The organism is Kitasatospora sp. NPDC005751 (assembly GCF_040630835.1).
In the GTDB taxonomy this organism is placed as follows: domain Bacteria; phylum Actinomycetota; class Actinomycetes; order Streptomycetales; family Streptomycetaceae; genus Kitasatospora.
Window position 1 is genome coordinate 1 of the sequence record NZ_JBEXYC010000003.1, and the last position, 17,335, is coordinate 17,335.

Sequence of the window (17,335 nt, forward strand, 5' to 3'; positions counted from 1 at the left end):
GGCGTTCTCCCGCTCGGCCTCGGCCCGCACCGCCCGGAGCGAGGCGGCCGCGGGCCCCGGAGCACCCGCTCCGGGGCGGACGCGCGTGCGGGCGGCGGGAGGTTACGGCCAGACCAGGCAGTACAGCTGGTGGCCGGCGTCGTGCAGCCGGTTGGCGAAGTCCTGCCACTCGTGCAGCATGCTGTAGATCACGAAGGCGTCCCGGGGGCCGCGGCGGTCGGGCACGGTGGACCAGATGAACGCGGCGGCGCCGAGTTCGGTCTCGTCGGCCTTGCGCAGCGGTTCGACGACGTTCTGCGGGAGCTGCACCACCGCGTAGTCGGGGTGCAGCACGACCAGCTCCAGCGGCGGCACCTGGTGCAGCGGCACGCCCTGGATGCCGGTGAGGACCATGGCGCTCATGGTCTCCGGCTTGATCTTGGTGGAGAGGTGCCCGTTGGGCGAGCCGCTGGTCTCCATCAGGTCGCCGAGCCGCCCCAGCGAGCCGAGCTCGCCCGCGTCCAGGCCGAGCCCTCCGGGGCCGAGCGCGGTGGGGACTCTGGCGGCGGTGGCGCGGTCGGGTGCGCCGAAGTACTTGTACGTCACCCCCACGCGTCCCTCACCCCGCCTCTCGCCACCGCGACCGCCACGCCCCGTACCCGCTCCCGTACCCCCGCGTGCGGCCTCGGCGGGGCGGCGGGGGCCACCCGCGGCCTCGTCGTAGCCGTCCTGCGCCTCGGACACTCGGACCATCCTCACCGGAATTCGCCGGAATCGACAGACCCCCGCACGTCCGGCGTCCCACCGGTCGTGCTCCTTACCCGTCATGCGCCGCCGTACCCAGTCATGGCACGCGGCAGTCCTCTTCACACCCCTGAAACACCGGAGCTTGCGCACGCCCGGAGTACACAGTCTGACTGGTCCGTGCAGCCGGGGTCGCCAGGACCCCCGTTGTACGGATAACCGTACAGACTTCGTCACCCGGATCATCGTTCCAGATGATGAGGTCCGACATGCAGAGGTGAAGGACACGATTTGAGACCATGTCTCCCGTGAGCTACCCCTACGAAGCCCCCCAGTCCCAGTCGCTCTTCGACCGCGCCTCGGTCGTCACGCCCGGCGGCGTGAACTCCCCGGTGCGCGCCTTCCGCGCGGTCGGCGGTACGCCCCGCTTCATGGTGTCCGGCAGCGGCCCCTACCTCACCGACGCGGACGGCCGCGAGTACGTCGACCTGGTGTGCTCGTGGGGCCCGATGATCCTCGGCCACGCGCACCCCGCGGTGATCGACGCCGTGCAGCGGGCCGTCGCGCACGGCACCTCCTTCGGCACGCCCGGCCAGGGCGAGGTCGAGCTGGCGGAGGAGATCGTCGCCCGGATCGCCCCGGTCGAGCAGGTCCGGCTGGTCTCCTCGGGCACCGAGGCGACCATGTCCGCGATCCGGCTGGCCCGCGGCTTCACCGGCCGGGCCAAGATCGTGAAGTTCGCCGGCTGCTACCACGGTCACGTGGACGCGCTGCTGGCCGCCGCCGGGTCCGGCGTCGCGACCTTCGGCCTGCCGGACACCCCGGGCGTCACCGGCGCCCAGGCCGGCGACACCATCGTGCTGCCGTACAACGACCTGGCCGCGGTCGAGCAGGCCTTCCGGGCGCACCCGGGCGAGATCGCCTGCGTGATCACCGAGGCCTCGCCCGGCAACATGGGCGTCGTCCCGCCGCTGCCCGGCTTCAACGGCGGTCTGGCCCGGCTCTGCCGGGAGAACGGCGCGCTGTTCATCTCGGACGAGGTGATGACGGGCTTCCGCGTCTCCAAGGCGGGCTGGTACGGCCTGGAGGCGGCGCACGAGGGCTGGGCGCCGGACCTCCTCACCTTCGGCAAGGTGATGGGCGGCGGCTTCCCGGCGGCGGCCTTCGGCGGCCGCGCGGACGTCATGGGCCACCTGGCCCCGGCCGGTCCGGTCTACCAGGCCGGTACCCTCTCCGGGAACCCGATCGCCACCGCGGCGGGCCTGGCCCAGCTGCGCGGCTGCACCGACGAGGTGTACGCCACGGTGGACCGGGTGGCCGCCGAGCTGTCGGCGATGGTCTCCGGCGCGCTGGCCAAGGAGGGTGTGGCGCACCGGCTGCAGACCGCCGGGAACATGTTCTCGGTGTTCTTCACCGAGGCCGCGGTGACCAACTACGACGAGGCGAGGACCCAGGAGGCGTTCCGCTTCAACGCCTTCTTCCACGCGATGCTCGCCGAGGGCGTCTACCTCCCGCCGTCCGCCTTCGAGTCCTGGTTCGTCTCGGCGTCCCACGACGAGCGGGCGATCGAGCGGATCGCCGCCGCACTGCCGGCCGCCGCCCGCGCGGCCGCCGAGGCCCAGCCCGCGTAGCCGCGGCCGACCACCAGGAGTACTGAGAAGTGAGCACCAACGACACCACCGTCGTCCACCTGATGCGACACGGCGAGGTGCACAACCCGGAGGGCGTCCTGTACGGCCGCCTGCCCGGCTACCGGCTGTCCGAGCTGGGCCGGCAGATGGCCGACCGGGTCGCCGAGGACCTGGCCGGCCGGGACATCACCCACGTGGTGGCGTCCCCGCTGGAGCGGGCGCAGGAGACCGCCGAGCCGATCGCCAAGTCGCACGGCCTGGACCTCGCGGTCGACGAGCGGCTGATCGAGGCCGACAACATCTTCCAGGGCAAGACCTTCGGGGTCGGCGACGGCTCGCTGAAGAACCCGGGCTACTGGAAGTACCTGACCAACCCGTTCAAGCCGTCCTGGGGCGAGCCGTACCTGGAGCAGGCGGTGCGGATGATGGGCGCGCTGGCCGCCGCCCGGGACGCCGCGCGCGGCCACGAGGCGGTCTGCGTCAGCCACCAGCTGCCGATCTGGATCGTGCGTTCCTTCGTGGAGCGCCGCCGGCTCTGGCACGACCCGCGCAACCGCCAGTGCTCGCTGGCCTCGCTGACCAGCTTCACCTACGAGGGCGACCGGATCGTGTCGGTCGGCTACCGCGAGCCGGCCCGCGACCTGCTGCCCGCGCACCTGGTCGGCAAGGGCGGGAAGAGCAAGCCGGTGGGTAAGAGCTTCGGCGCCTGACCGCCGTCGGGTGGTCTGGCCCAGCCGCAGGTCAGAGGGGGTTCGACACGGAATGTCGGACCCCCCCGAACCTGCCCGCAACTCCATGCGAAACTTTTCACATGTCTGGCATGACGCGCCCCCGTCCCCGTGTCGCCGCAGCGGCCGCCGCCACCGCCGCCGCTGCCGCGCTCGCCCTCAGCGGCTGCAGCTCCTCAGGTTCGTCGGCCAGCGGTGACGGCCAGATCGGCTTCGTCTCGGCCAAGGGCAGCAACATCTCCAAGGCCGCGGTGGGGCACCGCCAGGACGCGCCGGACCTCTCCGGCACCACCCTGGAGGGCACCCCGGTCAAGCTCTCGGACTACCGGGGCAAGGTCGTCGTCCTCAACGTCTGGGGCTCCTGGTGCGGGCCCTGCCGGGCCGAGGCGGACGACCTCCAGCGGATCTGGGACAAGTACAGGGACCAGGGCGTCCAGTTCCTCGGCATCAACACCCGGGACCCGGAGATCACCAACGCCGTCCGCTTCGAGCAGGAGCGGGGCGTCACCTACCCGAGCCTCTACGACCCGGCCGGGACGCAGCTGCTGAAGTTCCCCAAGGGCAGCCTCAACCCGCAGTCCGTGCCGACCACCATCGTGGTCGACCGGGAGGGCAGGCTCGCCGTGCGGGCCGTCGGCGGCCAGCTGGACGACGGCCTGGAGTCGATGCTCCAGCCGGTCCTCGCGGAGCAGCAGCAGTGAGTGCCGCGGCCCAACTCGCCGACACCACCGGGACCATCCAGAGCGGGGCGCTGCTGGTGGCCGCGCCGATCGCGCTGGTGGCCGGTCTGGCGTCGTTCTTCTCGCCGTGCGTGCTGCCGCTGGTGCCCGGCTACCTCTCCTACGTCACCGGCTTCTCGGCCGCCGACCTCGCCGACGCGCGCGGGGCCCGGCGCGGCCGGATGCTGCTCGGGGTGCTGCTGTTCATCCTCGGCTTCACCGCCGTCTTCGTCTCCACCGGCGCGCTGTTCGGCTTCTTCGGCTCGACCCTCCAGGAGCACCGGCGGGTCATCTCGATCGTGTTCGGCGCACTGACCATCGTGATGGGCCTCGCCTTCATGGGCCTGGTGCCCGGGCTGAGCATGCGCGAGGTGCGCTCGCACCGCCGCCCGGCGGTCGGCCTGCTCGGCGCGCCGATGCTGGGCGTGGTCTTCGGCGTCGGCTGGACGCCCTGCCTCGGCCCGACCCTGGCCGCCGTCCAGAACCTGGCGCTCAACGAGGCCGACGCCGGCCGCGCCGCGCTGCTGATGACGGCCTACTGCCTGGGCCTGGGCGTACCGTTCGTCGTGGCCGCGGTGGCCTTCCGCCGGGCCCTGGGCGCCTTCGGCTGGGTCAAGCGGCACTACCCGCTCGTCATGCGGATCGGCGGCGGCATGCTCGTCGCGGTCGGTCTGCTGCTCGTCACCGGGGTCTGGGACTCGATGGTGAACGAACTGCAGTCCTGGACCGCCGACTTCCAGATCGGAATCTGACCGTGAGCAAGACCACGACCGATACCGAGCTGCCCCCCCAGGCGGTCGAGGACGCGGCCGAGCGGCTGACCAGCGCCCCGGTCGAGTCGGACGGCCCCGGTGGGATAGGGGCGTTCGGCTGGCTGCGCTGGATGTGGCGCCAGCTGACCTCGATGCGGGTCGCGCTGATCCTGCTCTTCCTGCTCTCGCTGGCCGCCATCCCGGGCTCGCTGATCCCGCAGAGCGGCCAGAACGAGTTCAAGGTCGAGACCTGGAAGGCCCGGCACACCACGGTCGCGCCGATCTACCAGAAGCTCCAGCTGTTCGACGTCTACAGCTCGGTCTGGTTCTCGGCGATCTACATCCTGCTGTTCGTCTCGCTGGCCGGCTGCATCGTCCCGCGCACCTGGCAGTTCGTCGGCGTGCTGCGCGCCCAGCCGCCGGCCGCGCCGCGCAACCTGACCCGGATGCCGGTCTACGCGGCCTGGCGCACCGAGGCTGACCCCCGGGAGGTGAACGCCGCCGCGCACCGGCTGCTGCGGCGCCGCCGGTTCCGGGCGAACCTGGCCGGCGGCGCGGTGGCCGCCGAGAAGGGCTACCTGCGCGAGGTCGGCAACCTGGTCTTCCACCTGTCGCTGTTCGCGCTGCTCGGCGGCTTCGCCTGGGCGAGCCTGGCCAGCGGCACCGGCGGCAAGCTGATGGTCGCCGGCGAGGGCTACTCCAACACGATCACCCAGCTCGACGACTTCACCGGCTCGCGGTTCTACGGCTCCCAGGACCTCGACCCGTTCTACCTGAAGCTCAACGACTTCACCTCGCGCTTCCAGACCAAGGGCGACCAGATCGGCGCCGCCCGGGAGTTCACCGCGAACGTCGAGTACTACTCCGGCAGCGACGCGTCGAAGCTGAAGCAGGGCTCGATCGAGGTCAACCACCCGCTGGAGATCGGCGGCAGCAAGGTCTACCTGATCGGCCACGGCTACGCCCCGGTGGTCACCGTGCGCAACGCCGCCGGAACGGTGGTCTACACCGGTGCGACGCCGTTCCTGCCGCAGGACCCCAACCTGACCTCCACCGGCGTCATCAAGGTCTCCGACTACGGCGAGAAGGACGGCAAGCGGACCCAGATGGGCTTCTCCGGCTTCTTCCTGCCGACCGCCCCGGTGGCCTTCGACGCCAACACCGGTCCGCGCTCGCTCTTCCCCGGCGACGCCGACCCGGCGCTGGTGCTGAACGCCTTCGCGGGCGACCTCGGCACCGACTCCGGCCTGCCGCAGAACGTCTACCAGCTCAACACCAAGAACCTGACGCAGCTGCAGCAGGACGGCAAGATCGCCAAGGTCCGGCTGAAGCCGGGCCAGGCGTGGGACCTGCCGGACGGCTACGGAAGCGTCACCTTCGAGGGCTACAAGCAGTGGGCCAGCTTCAACGTCTCGCACCGCCCGGGCAACGCGATCGCCCTGACCGGCGGCGTGCTGGCGATCCTCGGCCTGATCGGCTCGCTCTTCGTGCAGCGCCGGCGGATCTGGGTGCGCGCGGTGGCGCTGCCCGGTGGCGGCACCCTGGTCGAGCTGGCCGGGCTGGGCCGCAGCGAGTCGGCGAAGACCGCCGAGGAGCTTGCCGAGCTGGCGGTCGACCTCCAGGACGACGCTCCGGCGGCCGACGAGCCGGACTCCGGCGCGACCGGTCCCCACCGGCCGGATGAACCCGCCGGGGCCGCCGAGCCCGATCAACCCGCCGAGCCCGACGGGGCCGCAGCGGCCCCCGAGCCCTCGGCACCCGCAGACCCCGCAGTCCCTGCCGACCAGAACTCCAAGGAGTAGACGGTGCATCTCGCCTCGGCGGTCGACCCACAGCTGGCCGACCTGTCCAACAAGCTGATCTACTCGGCCATGGCCGTCTACCTGATCGCCATGTTCGCCTACATGTTCGAGTGGACGTTCGGTTCCAAGGGAGCCGTCGCCGTCCGTTCGTCCGCGCAGGCGGGCCTGGCCGAGACCGTCGCCGAGGCCGCGCCCGCGGCCGGGAGCGGCAAGAAGGTGACCGTCACGGTCGCCTCGGCCGGCGGCGGCACCACCACGCTCACCCGCACCGCGCTGGCGGGCGAGGGCGCGACGGTGGTCACCAGCGGGCGCGGCGACGGCGAGGTCGACGGCCCGGGCGCGGCCGGCACCAGCGAGAAGGCCGACCTGTCGGGCCGGATCGCGATCTCGCTCACGGTGCTCGGCGCCATGCTGCACGCGGGCGGCGTGGTCACCCGCGGCCTCTCGGTCTCACGCTGGCCGTGGGGCAACATGTACGAGTTCTCCTGCGCCTTCGCGCTCGCCATGACGGTGGCCTTCCTCGGCCTGCTGCTGACGAAGAAGCCGGTCCGCTGGCTCGGCCTGCCGGTCACCCTGGCGGTGCTGCTGACCCTCGGCATCGCCGTCTCGGTGCTGTACACCGAGTCCGAGCAGCTCGTCCCGGCGCTCCACTCGTACTGGCTGGCGATCCACGTCTCCACCGCGATCATCTGCGGCGGCGCCCTGTACGCGGCGTTCATCGCGACCCTGCTGTACCTCGGCAAGGACTCCTTCGACAAGCGGATGGCGGCCGGCCTGGCCAAGGGCCCGCTCGGCACCTCGCCGTCGATCTGGCGCCGGCTGCCCGCCGCCTCCACGCTCGACAAGCTGTCCTACCGGATCAACGCCCTGGTCTTCCCGCTCTGGACCTTCACCATCATCGCGGGCGCGATCTGGGCCGAGGCCGCCTGGGGCAAGTACTGGGAGTGGGACCCCAAGGAGACCTGGTCGTTCATCACCTGGGTCGCCTACGCCTGCTACCTGCACGCCCGCGCCACGGCGGGCTGGCGGGGCCGCAAGGCCGCGTACCTCGCGGTGCTGGCCTTCGCCTGCTACCTGTTCAACTACTACGGCGTGAACATCTTCGTCACCGGCAAGCACTCGTACGCGGGGCTCTGACCGGGGCTGCACCACCCACCGGCCCGGCGCTCCGACCAAGGAAGCCGGGCCGTGGTGCGACAGGGGTAGTTCGTGCCGGCCACCCGGTCCGGCACGGGGAGGAACCGAGGAGGAAATCGCGCAATGGAGTGCGACGAGGTCATGCTGACCGTCCGAATCACCGCCGCCGAGCGCACGCTGCTCCGCAGACTCGCCCAGGGGCACCGCAGCGACGTGTCCGAGGTCGTGGCCGACGGCCTGCTGGACATCATTCCGACGCTCAGCTCGCAGGCGGACGCCTACCGGCTGCTGGGCGCCCTGACGGCCCCCGCGCCGTGCGCGCTGACCGTCTGGCTGCCGACGCCGCTGGCCGATCTGCTGGTGCCGGGGGCGGCCCGGATCGCCCAGGTGACGCAGGTGCGGATCGGCTCGGCCAGCGCCATGCTGGGCGCCGCGCTGCGGCTCTGGCTGGCCCAGGACCCGACCAGGCTGGCCGCCAACCTCAGCGTGATGCACGCCGGCCGCCCCGCGGCGCTGGTGGCCGCCTGAGGGTGCGGACGAGGGCCTGCCGGTCGCCCGCCGGCCCCGGACACCGGTCCGGGGTCAGCTGGCGAGCGGCAGGCCCCTCGCGCGTCCGGAGCCGGCGGGGCGGGTGTCCCGGGCCTCCTGCCGGGCCGGCTCGGTCAGCAGCCGGCACTCGGCCGCCGTCCGGCCGTCCTGGACCAGCTGGACCCGGACCGGTACCCGCCGGCCGTCCGCGCCGCTCTCCCGGACGGCCCGCACCAGGCAGGGCCGGTCCAGCTCGATGAAGCGGTCGAACGAGGACAGCAGCTCGACCGGTACCACCGGCTCGGGGTGCCGCAGCCGCTGGGCGGCCTGCCGGGCGGCCTCCAGCACCAGCATCCCGGGGACGTGGTCTGCCGCCGGGTCGAACAGCACCGGGTGGCCGGGGTCCACCCGCAGCAGCCAGCTGTCCGGCGCGGGGGACGCGCCGAGCACCACGTCGGCGGACCGCTCGCGGCCGACGAGTTCGGGCGCGGTCGGCGCGGACAGCGCCGCGGCCCGCATCGGGGGCGCGCCGGACAGCCGGGGAGGCACCGGCCGGGGCCCCGGACCGCGCAGCCGGGCGTAGGCGGCGGGGGAGTGCACTCGTAGCTCTCCGGAGCCGTGGCCGACCGGACGGCCGTCCCGCTCGACCTCGACGTGCACCCGCAGCGAGGCCGGTCGGCCGTGCCGCATCCGGACGTCCTGGCAGCCGACCTTGAGCATCAGCGAGGCCGGTCCGGCGCCCACGGCGAGCCCGTCCAGCCCGGCCGGGCCGAGCGTGAAGCAGAGTTCGTCCAGCGTGAAGTGGTGGCCGCGCGGCACGCCGAAGCCGACGTGGCCGATCAGCAGACCGGCCTGGCGGACGGTCTCGGCCATCAGCAGCGGATCGTGGTACCGGTCGTCCGGCAGCCGGTAGAAGCCGTGCAGCCGCGGCCATTGGGCGCCCAGCAGGAAGTCGTAGGGGCCGGCCGACTGCCAACCCGTGATGAGGACGTCGGAGACGCAGGAGCGGTGGACCAGGTGCCGGGAGACGGTCCGCTCGTGGAAGTCGTAGCCGGGACCGGGGTGGGCATAGGGGATGCCGGCGTCCGGATCTACGATCAATGGCATGACTGGCCCCACTCCCGGGTCTCGGCCGACCGGCCGCGCAGACGGCCTCGGTAAAACATACAGACCACCCGGTTTGCGCACTACTGGCGGGGTCGTCGTTGCCGAGCACTCCGCGTGATCACGGTACCCGCGGGCTGGACTGCGGGAACGTGCCGAGGGGAGAAGTCCGCGACCCGGACGGGCGCCGCTCCCCCCTGGACGGCGGCGTCGAGCGAGGGGCTAGATTAGATACCAACCATGCGGTTTGGGATGGCCCGTCCGCATGCGAGGCGTCGCACCGTCGACGACGACGCCCTGAGAGCAGCCGGGCGAGCCGCGATCTCGCCGGCGCCGAGGCCGGAGGGGCCGAGTGGTCAAGCAGGAACGCGCGGGTCGGACCAGGCAGGCCGTCCTGCTCGCCGCGGCGGTCACCTTCGCGGACGCGGGGTTCGAGTCCGCCAGCCTGATCGACATCAGCCGCCGGGCGGGCGTCAGCAAGGGCGCGCTCTACTTCCACTTCGTCTCCAAGCAGGCACTCGCCGACGGCGTCCGGGCCGCGGCCGGGCGCGAGATCGGCTCGGCCGCGCTCCGCGCCCTGCGCGGTGGCGGACCGGCCCTCCAGGGCTTGATCGACTTCACGCACGAACTGGCCCGGCTGCTCCGCGAGGACGTCGTGGTCCGGGCCGGAGTCCAGCTCGGCCAGGGCGCCCGGGGCGGCTCGGACGCCTGGCACAGCCTCACCGCCGTGGTCCGGCGGCTGCTGGAGCGCGCGGCGGCGGCCGGCGAGCTGCGCCCGGGGCTGGATCCGCGCCCGGCCGCCGAACTGCTCACCACCCTGGCGGCGGGGCTGGTGCTGCTCGCCCCCGAGGACGCCGACCGGCTCCGCCCGGAGGCGGTGCGGAGCCTGTGGGGAGCGGCGCTGCCCGCGCTGGTCCCGGGGGACCGCTGCGCCGCCTACCGGACCTGCGCGCCGTAGCGCCGCACCCCGCGATCGGCGGCCGCCGGATCAGCCGCCGCCCGCGCCCCGCTCGGCCACGCTGAGCCGGGCGAGTGCGTGCGGCTGGACCAGGCCCGGCAGCAGCAGCGTCCAGAGGTCGGTCATCCGCTGGAGGAGGTCCCGGCGGCCGGCCAGCACCTGGGAGCTCAGCTGGATCCCGGTCACCGCCCCGGTGATCACCCCGGCCGCCGCCGCGACGTCCAGGCCCGGGTGCAGGTCGCCGGCCTCCCGGGCCTGCTCCAGCAGCGCGCGTGCCGCGTCCGACCAGCCCTGGTAGGCCTCGATCTGCGGCTGGGTGAAGCTGCCGTGCTCGATCGTCAGCCTGATGCTGCCGCGCACCAGCGGATCGTCCAGCAGGGCGTGGGCGAAGGCGTACCCCAGGTCGATCAGGGTCTGCACCGGGCTGTCGGAGGTCGGCCGCCAGGTGGCGAGCCAGTCGGCCTGGCCCTCGATCACGGCCAGCGCCAGCTCCTCCTTGGAGTGGAAGTGGAAGTACAGCGCCCCCTTGGTGACGCCGGCCCGCTCCAGGATGTCCGCCATGGTGGCCGCGGCGTAGCCGCGTTCGTCGAAGACTTCGGCCGCGGCGAGGAGCACCGCCTGGCGGGTCGCCAGTGCCCGGGCCTGCCTGGCCATCGCAGCCTCCCTGGGTAGTTCGCACGCTCCGGCAGCGGCTGATCCTAGGGCCGCGACGGCGCGGAGATCACATACCGTCCAGTAGGTATTCTACCGAGCCGCCCCGGGCCCGACCGGGACCGTCCGGGGCCGGGACGGGTCCGTCCGGGCCGGGACGCCCGGTGAGCGGGGCCCCGGTACGCCGACGGCCGGCCACCCGGGGAGGGTGGCCGGCCGTCGGGCGGGCGTGTCGGGCCGTCAGGCGGCCTGCTGCCAGCTGACCGGCGAGTAGTACGCCGGGCGGCGCTCCAGGCGCTGCCAGCTGGCGATCGGCTCGATCGGGGCGGCGGCGGCCGCGGCCTGCTGGGCGGCCGCGGCGCGGGCCAGCAGGACGGCGGTCAGGGCGGCGAGTTCCTCGTCGTCGAGGGAGCCGCGGACGATACGGACGAGAGGTTCGGCGGAAGCGGTCATGATTCGGTTTCTCCCCCGGCGCAAGTGTGGTGTGTGGTCGGTGGCGTGGTAACCGCGGTGCTACATCGGCGGGTTGCCGTGCTTGCGGGACGGCAGGTCCGCGTGCTTCGTCCGCAGCATGGCCAGCGAGGAGGCCAGGACCTGGCGGGTCTCGGCCGGGTCGATGACGTCGTCCACGAGGCCGCGCTCGGCCGCGTAGTACGGGTGCATCAGTTCGTTCTTGTATTCCTTGATCTTCTGCGCCCGCATCGCCTCGGGGTCCTCGGCGCCGTTGATGTCCCGGCGGAAGATCACGTTGGCGGCGCCCTCGGCGCCCATGACGGCGATCTCGTTGGTCGGCCAGGCGAACGAGAGGTCCGCGCCGATCGAGCGGGAGTCCATCACGATGTACGCGCCGCCGTAGGCCTTGCGCAGGATGAGCTGGATGCGCGGCACGGTGGCGTTGCAGTAGGCGTAGAGGAGCTTGGCGCCGTGCCGGATGATGCCGTCGTGCTCCTGGTCGACGCCGGGCAGGAAGCCGGGCACGTCGAGCATGGTGACCAGCGGGATGTTGAAGGCGTCGCACATCTGGACGAAGCGCGCGGCCTTCTCGCTCGCGTTGATGTCCAGCACGCCGGCCAGCGACTGCGGCTGGTTGGCGATGATGCCGGTGACGTGGCCGTCGATCCGGGCGAGCACGCAGAGCACGTTGGTGGCCCAGCGCTCGTGGACCTCCAGGTACTCGCCGTGGTCGACGATCTCCTCGATCACCTTGCGCATGTCGTACGGGCGGTTGCCGTCGGCCGGCACCAGGTCGAGCAGCACGTCGTTGCGGCGGTCCACCGGGTCGTCGCTGACGACCGTCGGCGGCATCTCGCGGTTGTTCTGCGGCAGCAGCGAGAGGAGGTAGCGGACCTCCTCGATGCAGGACTGCTCGTCGTCGTACGCGAAGTGCGAGACGCCGGAGACCGCGGAGTGGACGTCGGCGCCGCCGAGGCCGTTCTGGGTGATCTTCTCGCCGGTCACCGCCTGGACCACGTCCGGGCCGGTGATGAACATCTGCGAGGTCTCGCGGACCATGAAGATGAAGTCGGTCAGGGCCGGGGAGTACGCGGCGCCGCCGGCGCACGGGCCGAGCATCACCGAGATCTGCGGGATGACCCCGGAGGCCCGGGTGTTGCGCTGGAAGATGCCGCCGTAGCCGGCCAGGGCGGTGACGCCCTCCTGGATCCGGGCGCCGGCGCCGTCGTTCAGCGAGACCAGCGGGGCACCGGCGGCGATGGCCATGTCCATGATCTTGTGGATCTTCTGCGCGTGGGCCTCGCCCAGGGCGCCGCCGAAGATCCGGAAGTCGTGGGCGTAGGTGAAGACGGTCCGCCCGTGCACGGTGCCCCAGCCGACGACCACGCCGTCGGTGTGCGGCTTCTTGGCCTCCAGGCCGAAGCCCTGGGCGCGGTGCCGGCGCAGCGGCTCCACCTCGCGGAACGAGCCCTCGTCGAGCAGCAGCTCGATGCGCTCGCGTGCGGTCAGCTTGCCCTTGGCGTGCTGGGCCTCGGTGGCCTTCTCGCTCGGGCCGCGGCGGACCTGGTCGCGCAGTTCGTGCAGCTCGGCGACCCGCCCGTGGGCGTCGGCCGCGATCTCGGGGATCTCGTCGCCGACCGGCGCCTCATGCACAACCGTCATCTCGAACCACTCCAAGGGTGAGGGAACTGTCCGACAGCCAACGTCTGCTGTGCCCCCGGCTGCGAATCACTTTCTTCACTTATGACTGTACGAGGGGCCGCACGCTGGTTTCGGCGTCGATTCCGTACAAGGTCGGGTCCGTTTAGATGTCAGGGCTGCACAGAAACCGGTCGGTGGGACTGCGTACGGTAGGTGTCCGTTCGATTACCCGAAGCCGTCGTCACGGCTTCCGGAAGATGATCTGAACATGAGGGAACGTGCAGGTCAGGGGCGTGCGCCGAGGGGCCGGGCGGGGCACGCCGCGGACGGCCGGCGACGGCCGCCGGGCGGTCGCGGCCGGCGCGGCGCAGCGGGTCGGGGCGTCCGCCACTCGTAGGGATGCGCCAAAAACACCGCAGCCCACCCGGAACCGGTCCGGCTGGGCTGTCCGGGGTAGCCGGGTCAGCTCTTCCGGCCGTCCTCCGGCTCGTCCTTGCCGCGCAGCTCCTCCTCGCGGCGGCGCAGATCGGCCTCCCACTGCTTGAGCATGTCCTCGTGCTTCTTGTCGTCCTTCTTCAACGAGGCGAGGAACTCGGGGTCGTCGTCCGGCGCGAGCGGCCGGCCGCCGCGCGGGCGCTCGTACTCCGGGGAGCCGCCGGGGCCGCCGGCCACCGCCGCGCCGCGCCGCTTGCCGGCCACCAGCCAGGCGATCGAGCCGACCAGCGGGAAGAGCAGCACGATGATCACCCAGACCACCTTGGGCAGGTGCTTCACCTCGTCCTCGGGCGTGGTCAGGCAGTCGATGAACGCCCACACCCAGAGGGCGAGCGGGAGTACGAAGGTCAGGATCCTCAGCACGGCGGCGATCTCCCCCGGCGACGGCGGTTTGCGGCGGGCGGCCCGGAAGCGGTGGACGGCTTCACGGGGGCCCTTGACCGAGCCAGGCTATCGGGTGGCGGATACTGGCTGGCATGGCATACGACGATCTCCGCTCGTTTCTGCGGGCCCTCGACCGCGAGGGCGATCTCAAGCGCATCAAGGCCGAGGTGGACCCCCATCTGGAGATCGGCGAGATCGTCGACCGGGTTCAGAAGGCCAAGGGCCCGGCCCTGCTGTTCGAGAACGTCAAGGGCTCGTCGATGCCACTGGCGATGAACGTCTTCGGCACCGAGGCCCGGCTCGCCAAGTCGCTCGGCCTCAAGGGGCCCGAGGACATCGCCGAGAAGATCGCGGGGCTGCTCAAGCCGGAGCTGCCGCAGGGCTTCACCGGCTTCCGGGACGCCTTCGGCAAGCTCGCCTCGATGGCCCACGTGCCGCCGAAGAACGTCAAGGACGCCCCGGTCCAGGAGGTCGTGCTCACCGGCGACGACGTCGACCTGGACGCCCTGCCGGCCCTGTTCACCTGGCCGCTGGACGGCGGCTCCTTCTTCAACCTGGGCCTGACCCACACCAAGGACCCGGACAGCGGCGTGCGCAACCTGGGCCTCTACCGGCTCCAGCGGCACGACCGGCGGACCATCGGCATGCACTGGCAGATCCACAAGGACAGCCGCAACCACTACGCGGTGGCCGCGAAGCGCGGCGAGCGGCTGCCGGTCGCGATCGCCTTCGGCTGCCCGCCGGCCGTCACCTACGCCGCCACCGCGCCGCTGCCCGGTGACATCGACGAGTACCTGTTCGCCGGCTTCGTGGCGGGGGAGCGGGTGCGGATGGTCGACTGCAAGACCGTCCCGCTGCAGGTCCCGGCCGACGCCGAGGTGGTGCTGGAGGGCTGGCTGGAGCCCGGCGAGATGCTGCCCGAGGGTCCGTTCGGCGACCACACCGGCTTCTACACGCCGCAGGAGCCCTTCCCGGCGCTGACGATCGACTGCGTGACGATGCGCCGCCGGCCGATCCTGCAGTCCATCGTGGTCGGCCGGCCGCCGACCGAGGACGGCCCGCTGGGCAAGTTCACCGAGCGGTTCTTCCTGCCGCTGCTGAAGATCATCATTCCGGACATCGTCGACTACGACCTGCCCGAGGCCGGCGGCTTCCACAACTGCGTGATCGTCTCGATCGACAAGAAGTACCCCAAGCACGCCCAGAAGACGATGCACGCCATCTGGGGCGCCCACATGATGTCGCTGACCAAGCTGATCATCGTGGTGGACTCCGACTGCGACGTGCACGACTACCAGGAAGTCGCCTGGCGGGCCTTCGGCAACGTCGACTACAGCCGGGACCTCACCGTCGTGGAGGGCCCGGTCGACCACCTCGACCACGCCTCCTACCAGCAGTTCTGGGGCGGCAAGGCCGGTATCGACGCGACCCGGAAGCTGCCCGAGGAGGGCTACACGCGCGACGGCGGCTGGCCGGAGATGGTCTCCTCCGACCCGGCCACCGCCGCCCTGGTGGACCGCCGCTGGAAGGAGTACGGGCTCTGATGGGTACCGCCGCCGCCCTCCCCGACGTCCCGCCCGGCAAGGTCAAGGCGTTCCTGCGGCTGGTGATGATCGAGCACTCGGTCTTCGCCCTGCCCTTCGCCTACATCGCCGCGCTGACGGCCATGTTCCTCGCCGACGAGCGGGTGCACTGGGCCGAACTGTTCATCGTCACGGTCTGCATGGTCGGTCTGCGGACCTTCGCGATGGCCGCCAACCGGATCATCGACCGCGAGATCGACGCCCGCAACCCGCGCACCGCCGGGCGCGAACTGGTCACCGGCGCGGTGTCGGTGAAGACGGCGTACATCGGCTCGGCGGTCGCGCTGGTGGTCTTCCTCGGCGCCGTCGCGCTGCTCAACCCGCTCTGCCTGGCGCTGGCGCCGGTCGCCGTCGTGCCGATGGTGGTCTACCCGTACGGCAAGCGGTTCACCGACTTCCCGCAGGCGATCCTCGGCCTGGCCCAGGCGATGGGCCCGGTCGGCGCCTGGCTCGCCGTCACCGGCTCCTGGTCCTGGGACGCGGTCGTGCTCGGCGTGGCGGTGGGCATCTGGATCGGCGGCTTCGACCTGATCTACGCCTGCCAGGACGTCGCCTCCGACCGGTCGGGGGGCGTGCGTTCGGTACCGGCGCGCTTCGGCGTCCCGGCGGCGATCCGCGGCGCCCGCGCCTGCCACGTGCTGACCACGCTGCTGCTCGGCTGGTACGCCGTGCTGACCGACGCCGGTCCGGCGTTCTGGGTCGGCCTGCTCGTGGTGGCCGGGGCGTTCGTCTACGAGCACACCATCGTGAAGCCCCACGACCTGTCGAAGCTGAACCGGGCGTTCTTCCAGACCAACGGCTTCGTCGGCATCTCGCTGTTCTTCTTCGCCCTGGTGGACCTGCTCCTGCGCGGTCTGGGGACCTGACCCGGATCCGCTCGTGCCCGGCCGGGACCCGGACGCCCCGGCCGGGCCCGGCCCGTCCTACCGGCCGGCGTCCTCGTCGAGGGTGTGCTTCACCAGGGCGTTGGCGTGGCCGTGGCCCAGACCGTGCTCGGACTTGAGCCAGCCGACCAGTTCGCCGTGCCTGGTCAGCGGCGAGGAGCGGATCAGCTCCTGCCAGTGCGCGACCGGCCGGCCGTACGTCTTCTCGATCGACGGGAAGTAGCTGGCGGGGCCCTTCACGGACGCGGTCACGGGAGTCTCCTGTCGGGGTGTTCGGTCGCCTTCGCGGTGTTTCCGAGAGTTGGACCGGAGCGGACCGCCGAACTCATCGGTCCGCCGGAGTGACCCGCGTCACAGGGGCGCCCGGTATGCGCTCGGCCCGGCGCAGGACGGCCTCCGGGCCGCCATCGGGGCCGGGTTCGACGCGCTGCGCTGACGGCCCCCGGTATTCCCCCGCAGCCGCGCGATCACTCCATCCCGTGAACCCGGCCGCGCGGCCGACCGGCCCGGGCGGGGCCGCCGTTACGCTGCGCCCATGGACATCGTGATCCCGCTCTTCGACCGTTTCGAGCCGCTCGACGCGATCGGGCCGTACGAGATCCTCGGCCATGTCCCGGGCGCCGAGGTGCGCTTCGTCGCGCCCGAGCCGGGGCGGGTCACCGATGCGCTGGGGGCGCTGACGGTCGACGTCCCCACCCGGTACTCGGAGATCGGGTCCTGCGACGTGCTGCTCGTCCCCGGCGGCGCCGGGGCCCGGGCGCTGGTCGCCGACGAGGACTTCCTGGACTGGGTCCGTGCGGTGCACGGGGAGAGCGGGTTCACCACCTCGGTCTGTACCGGCGCGCTGGTGCTCGGCGCGGCCGGGCTGCTCAAGGGCCTCACCGCCACCACCCACTGGGCGGCGGTCGCCGAGCTGGAGGCCCATGGCGCCACCTACACCGCCGAGCGGGTCGTCCGCCACGACCGGATCATCACCTCGGCCGGGGTCTCCGCCGGCATCGACATGGCCCTGCGGCTCGCCGCCCTGCTCACCGACGACCTCACCGCCCAGGCCATCCAGCTGTACACCGAGTACGACCCGCGACCCCCGTTCGACACCGGCTCGGTGGCCAAGGCCCCGGCCGCCGTCCTGGAGCGCACCCGCACGCTCGGCTGAGGAGCC

At 72.2% G+C, this 17,335-nt stretch carries 18 protein-coding genes; 11 read left to right on the top strand and 7 right to left on the bottom strand.

Annotated elements, in window-relative coordinates; translation table 11 throughout:
• Positions 1 to 102 precede the first annotated feature (102 nt).
• The gene (locus ABZ497_RS04305; RefSeq protein ID WP_218198242.1) at positions 103 to 591 is read right to left on the bottom strand and encodes a hypothetical protein; all 489 of its coding nucleotides are present in this window, start codon (positions 589 to 591) and stop codon (positions 103 to 105) included.
• 431 nt (positions 592 to 1,022) lie between these two features.
• Between ABZ497_RS04305 and hemL the strand changes: the two genes are divergently transcribed.
• The 7 genes from hemL (at position 1,023) to ABZ497_RS04340 (ending at position 8,020) form a co-directional block, all read left to right on the top strand.
• Positions 1,023 to 2,354 carry a glutamate-1-semialdehyde 2,1-aminomutase gene (gene hemL / locus ABZ497_RS04310; protein ID WP_352286241.1) on the top strand — a complete coding sequence of 444 codons (1,332 nt, stop codon included), beginning with the start codon at positions 1,023 to 1,025 and terminating at the stop codon, positions 2,352 to 2,354.
• Between the two features lie 62 nt (positions 2,355 to 2,416).
• Entirely contained in the window at positions 2,417 to 3,064 is a 648-nt protein-coding gene (locus tag ABZ497_RS04315) for a histidine phosphatase family protein (RefSeq protein WP_329492147.1), read from the top strand.
• Between the two features lie 110 nt (positions 3,065 to 3,174).
• A complete protein-coding gene (locus ABZ497_RS04320) occupies positions 3,175 to 3,783 on the top strand; it encodes a TlpA disulfide reductase family protein (RefSeq protein ID WP_359803327.1) in 609 nt (202 codons plus the stop codon).
• On the top strand, positions 3,780 to 4,553 hold the full coding sequence (locus tag ABZ497_RS04325; RefSeq protein WP_329488256.1) for a cytochrome c biogenesis protein CcdA: 774 nt from the start codon (positions 3,780 to 3,782) through the stop codon (positions 4,551 to 4,553). Before ABZ497_RS04320 ends, ABZ497_RS04325 begins: the two co-directional genes overlap by 4 nt.
• A 2-nt stretch (positions 4,554 to 4,555) precedes the next feature.
• The gene (locus ABZ497_RS04330) at positions 4,556 to 6,355 is read left to right on the top strand and encodes a cytochrome c biogenesis protein ResB (RefSeq protein ID WP_359803329.1); all 1,800 of its coding nucleotides are present in this window, start codon (positions 4,556 to 4,558) and stop codon (positions 6,353 to 6,355) included.
• 3 nt (positions 6,356 to 6,358) lie between these two features.
• Complete coding sequence (ccsB, locus tag ABZ497_RS04335; RefSeq protein WP_329488254.1) at positions 6,359 to 7,492, top strand: c-type cytochrome biogenesis protein CcsB; 1,134 nt, start codon at positions 6,359 to 6,361, stop codon at positions 7,490 to 7,492.
• Between the two features lie 123 nt (positions 7,493 to 7,615).
• Positions 7,616 to 8,020, top strand: a complete 405-nt coding sequence (locus tag ABZ497_RS04340) for a hypothetical protein (protein ID WP_329488253.1) — start codon at positions 7,616 to 7,618, stop codon at positions 8,018 to 8,020.
• A 54-nt stretch (positions 8,021 to 8,074) separates the two neighbouring features.
• On the opposite strand, the gene ABZ497_RS04345 is transcribed toward ABZ497_RS04340, so the two are convergent.
• Positions 8,075 to 9,127 carry a ScbA/BarX family gamma-butyrolactone biosynthesis protein gene (locus ABZ497_RS04345; RefSeq protein WP_359803331.1) on the bottom strand — a complete coding sequence of 351 codons (1,053 nt, stop codon included), beginning with the start codon at positions 9,125 to 9,127 and terminating at the stop codon, positions 8,075 to 8,077.
• Positions 9,128 to 9,476: 349 nt separating this feature from the next.
• On the opposite strand from ABZ497_RS04345, the gene ABZ497_RS04350 reads away from it, so the two are divergent.
• Positions 9,477 to 10,082, top strand: coding sequence for a ScbR family autoregulator-binding transcription factor (locus ABZ497_RS04350; protein ID WP_329488250.1), 606 nt, complete (start codon positions 9,477 to 9,479; stop codon positions 10,080 to 10,082).
• Between the two features lie 30 nt (positions 10,083 to 10,112).
• Here ABZ497_RS04350 and ABZ497_RS04355 read toward each other — a convergent pair whose 3' ends face one another.
• The 4 genes from ABZ497_RS04355 to ABZ497_RS04370 form a co-directional block, all read right to left on the bottom strand.
• Positions 10,113 to 10,736, bottom strand: a complete 624-nt coding sequence (locus tag ABZ497_RS04355; protein WP_329488249.1) for a ScbR family autoregulator-binding transcription factor — start codon at positions 10,734 to 10,736, stop codon at positions 10,113 to 10,115.
• Between the two features lie 237 nt (positions 10,737 to 10,973).
• Positions 10,974 to 11,186, bottom strand: a complete 213-nt coding sequence (locus ABZ497_RS04360) for an acyl-CoA carboxylase epsilon subunit (RefSeq protein ID WP_329488248.1) — start codon at positions 11,184 to 11,186, stop codon at positions 10,974 to 10,976.
• A 60-nt stretch (positions 11,187 to 11,246) separates the two neighbouring features.
• Positions 11,247 to 12,848 (bottom strand): acyl-CoA carboxylase subunit beta, encoded by a 1,602-nt coding sequence (locus tag ABZ497_RS04365; RefSeq protein WP_329488246.1) that lies wholly within the window; start codon positions 12,846 to 12,848, stop codon positions 11,247 to 11,249.
• A gap of 441 nt (positions 12,849 to 13,289) precedes the next feature.
• Positions 13,290 to 13,685: a PLD nuclease N-terminal domain-containing protein gene (locus ABZ497_RS04370; RefSeq protein ID WP_359803335.1), complete on the bottom strand. Its 396-nt coding sequence runs from the start codon at positions 13,683 to 13,685 to the stop codon at positions 13,290 to 13,292.
• Between the two features lie 113 nt (positions 13,686 to 13,798).
• On the opposite strand from ABZ497_RS04370, the gene ABZ497_RS04375 reads away from it, so the two are divergent.
• Both ABZ497_RS04375 and mqnP read left to right on the top strand, forming a co-directional pair.
• On the top strand, positions 13,799 to 15,250 hold the full coding sequence (locus tag ABZ497_RS04375; protein ID WP_329488243.1) for a menaquinone biosynthesis decarboxylase: 1,452 nt from the start codon (positions 13,799 to 13,801) through the stop codon (positions 15,248 to 15,250).
• A complete protein-coding gene (gene mqnP / locus ABZ497_RS04380; protein WP_359803661.1) occupies positions 15,247 to 16,155 on the top strand; it encodes a menaquinone biosynthesis prenyltransferase MqnP in 909 nt (302 codons plus the stop codon). Before ABZ497_RS04375 ends, mqnP begins: the two co-directional genes overlap by 4 nt.
• Positions 16,156 to 16,212: 57 nt before the next feature.
• On the opposite strand, the gene ABZ497_RS04385 is transcribed toward mqnP, so the two are convergent.
• On the bottom strand, positions 16,213 to 16,425 hold the full coding sequence (locus tag ABZ497_RS04385; protein ID WP_359803336.1) for a DUF4287 domain-containing protein: 213 nt from the start codon (positions 16,423 to 16,425) through the stop codon (positions 16,213 to 16,215).
• A 283-nt stretch (positions 16,426 to 16,708) separates the two neighbouring features.
• Between ABZ497_RS04385 and ABZ497_RS04390 the strand changes: the two genes are divergently transcribed.
• The gene (locus ABZ497_RS04390; RefSeq protein WP_359803338.1) at positions 16,709 to 17,329 is read left to right on the top strand and encodes a DJ-1/PfpI family protein; all 621 of its coding nucleotides are present in this window, start codon (positions 16,709 to 16,711) and stop codon (positions 17,327 to 17,329) included.
• Positions 17,330 to 17,335 lie beyond the last annotated feature (6 nt).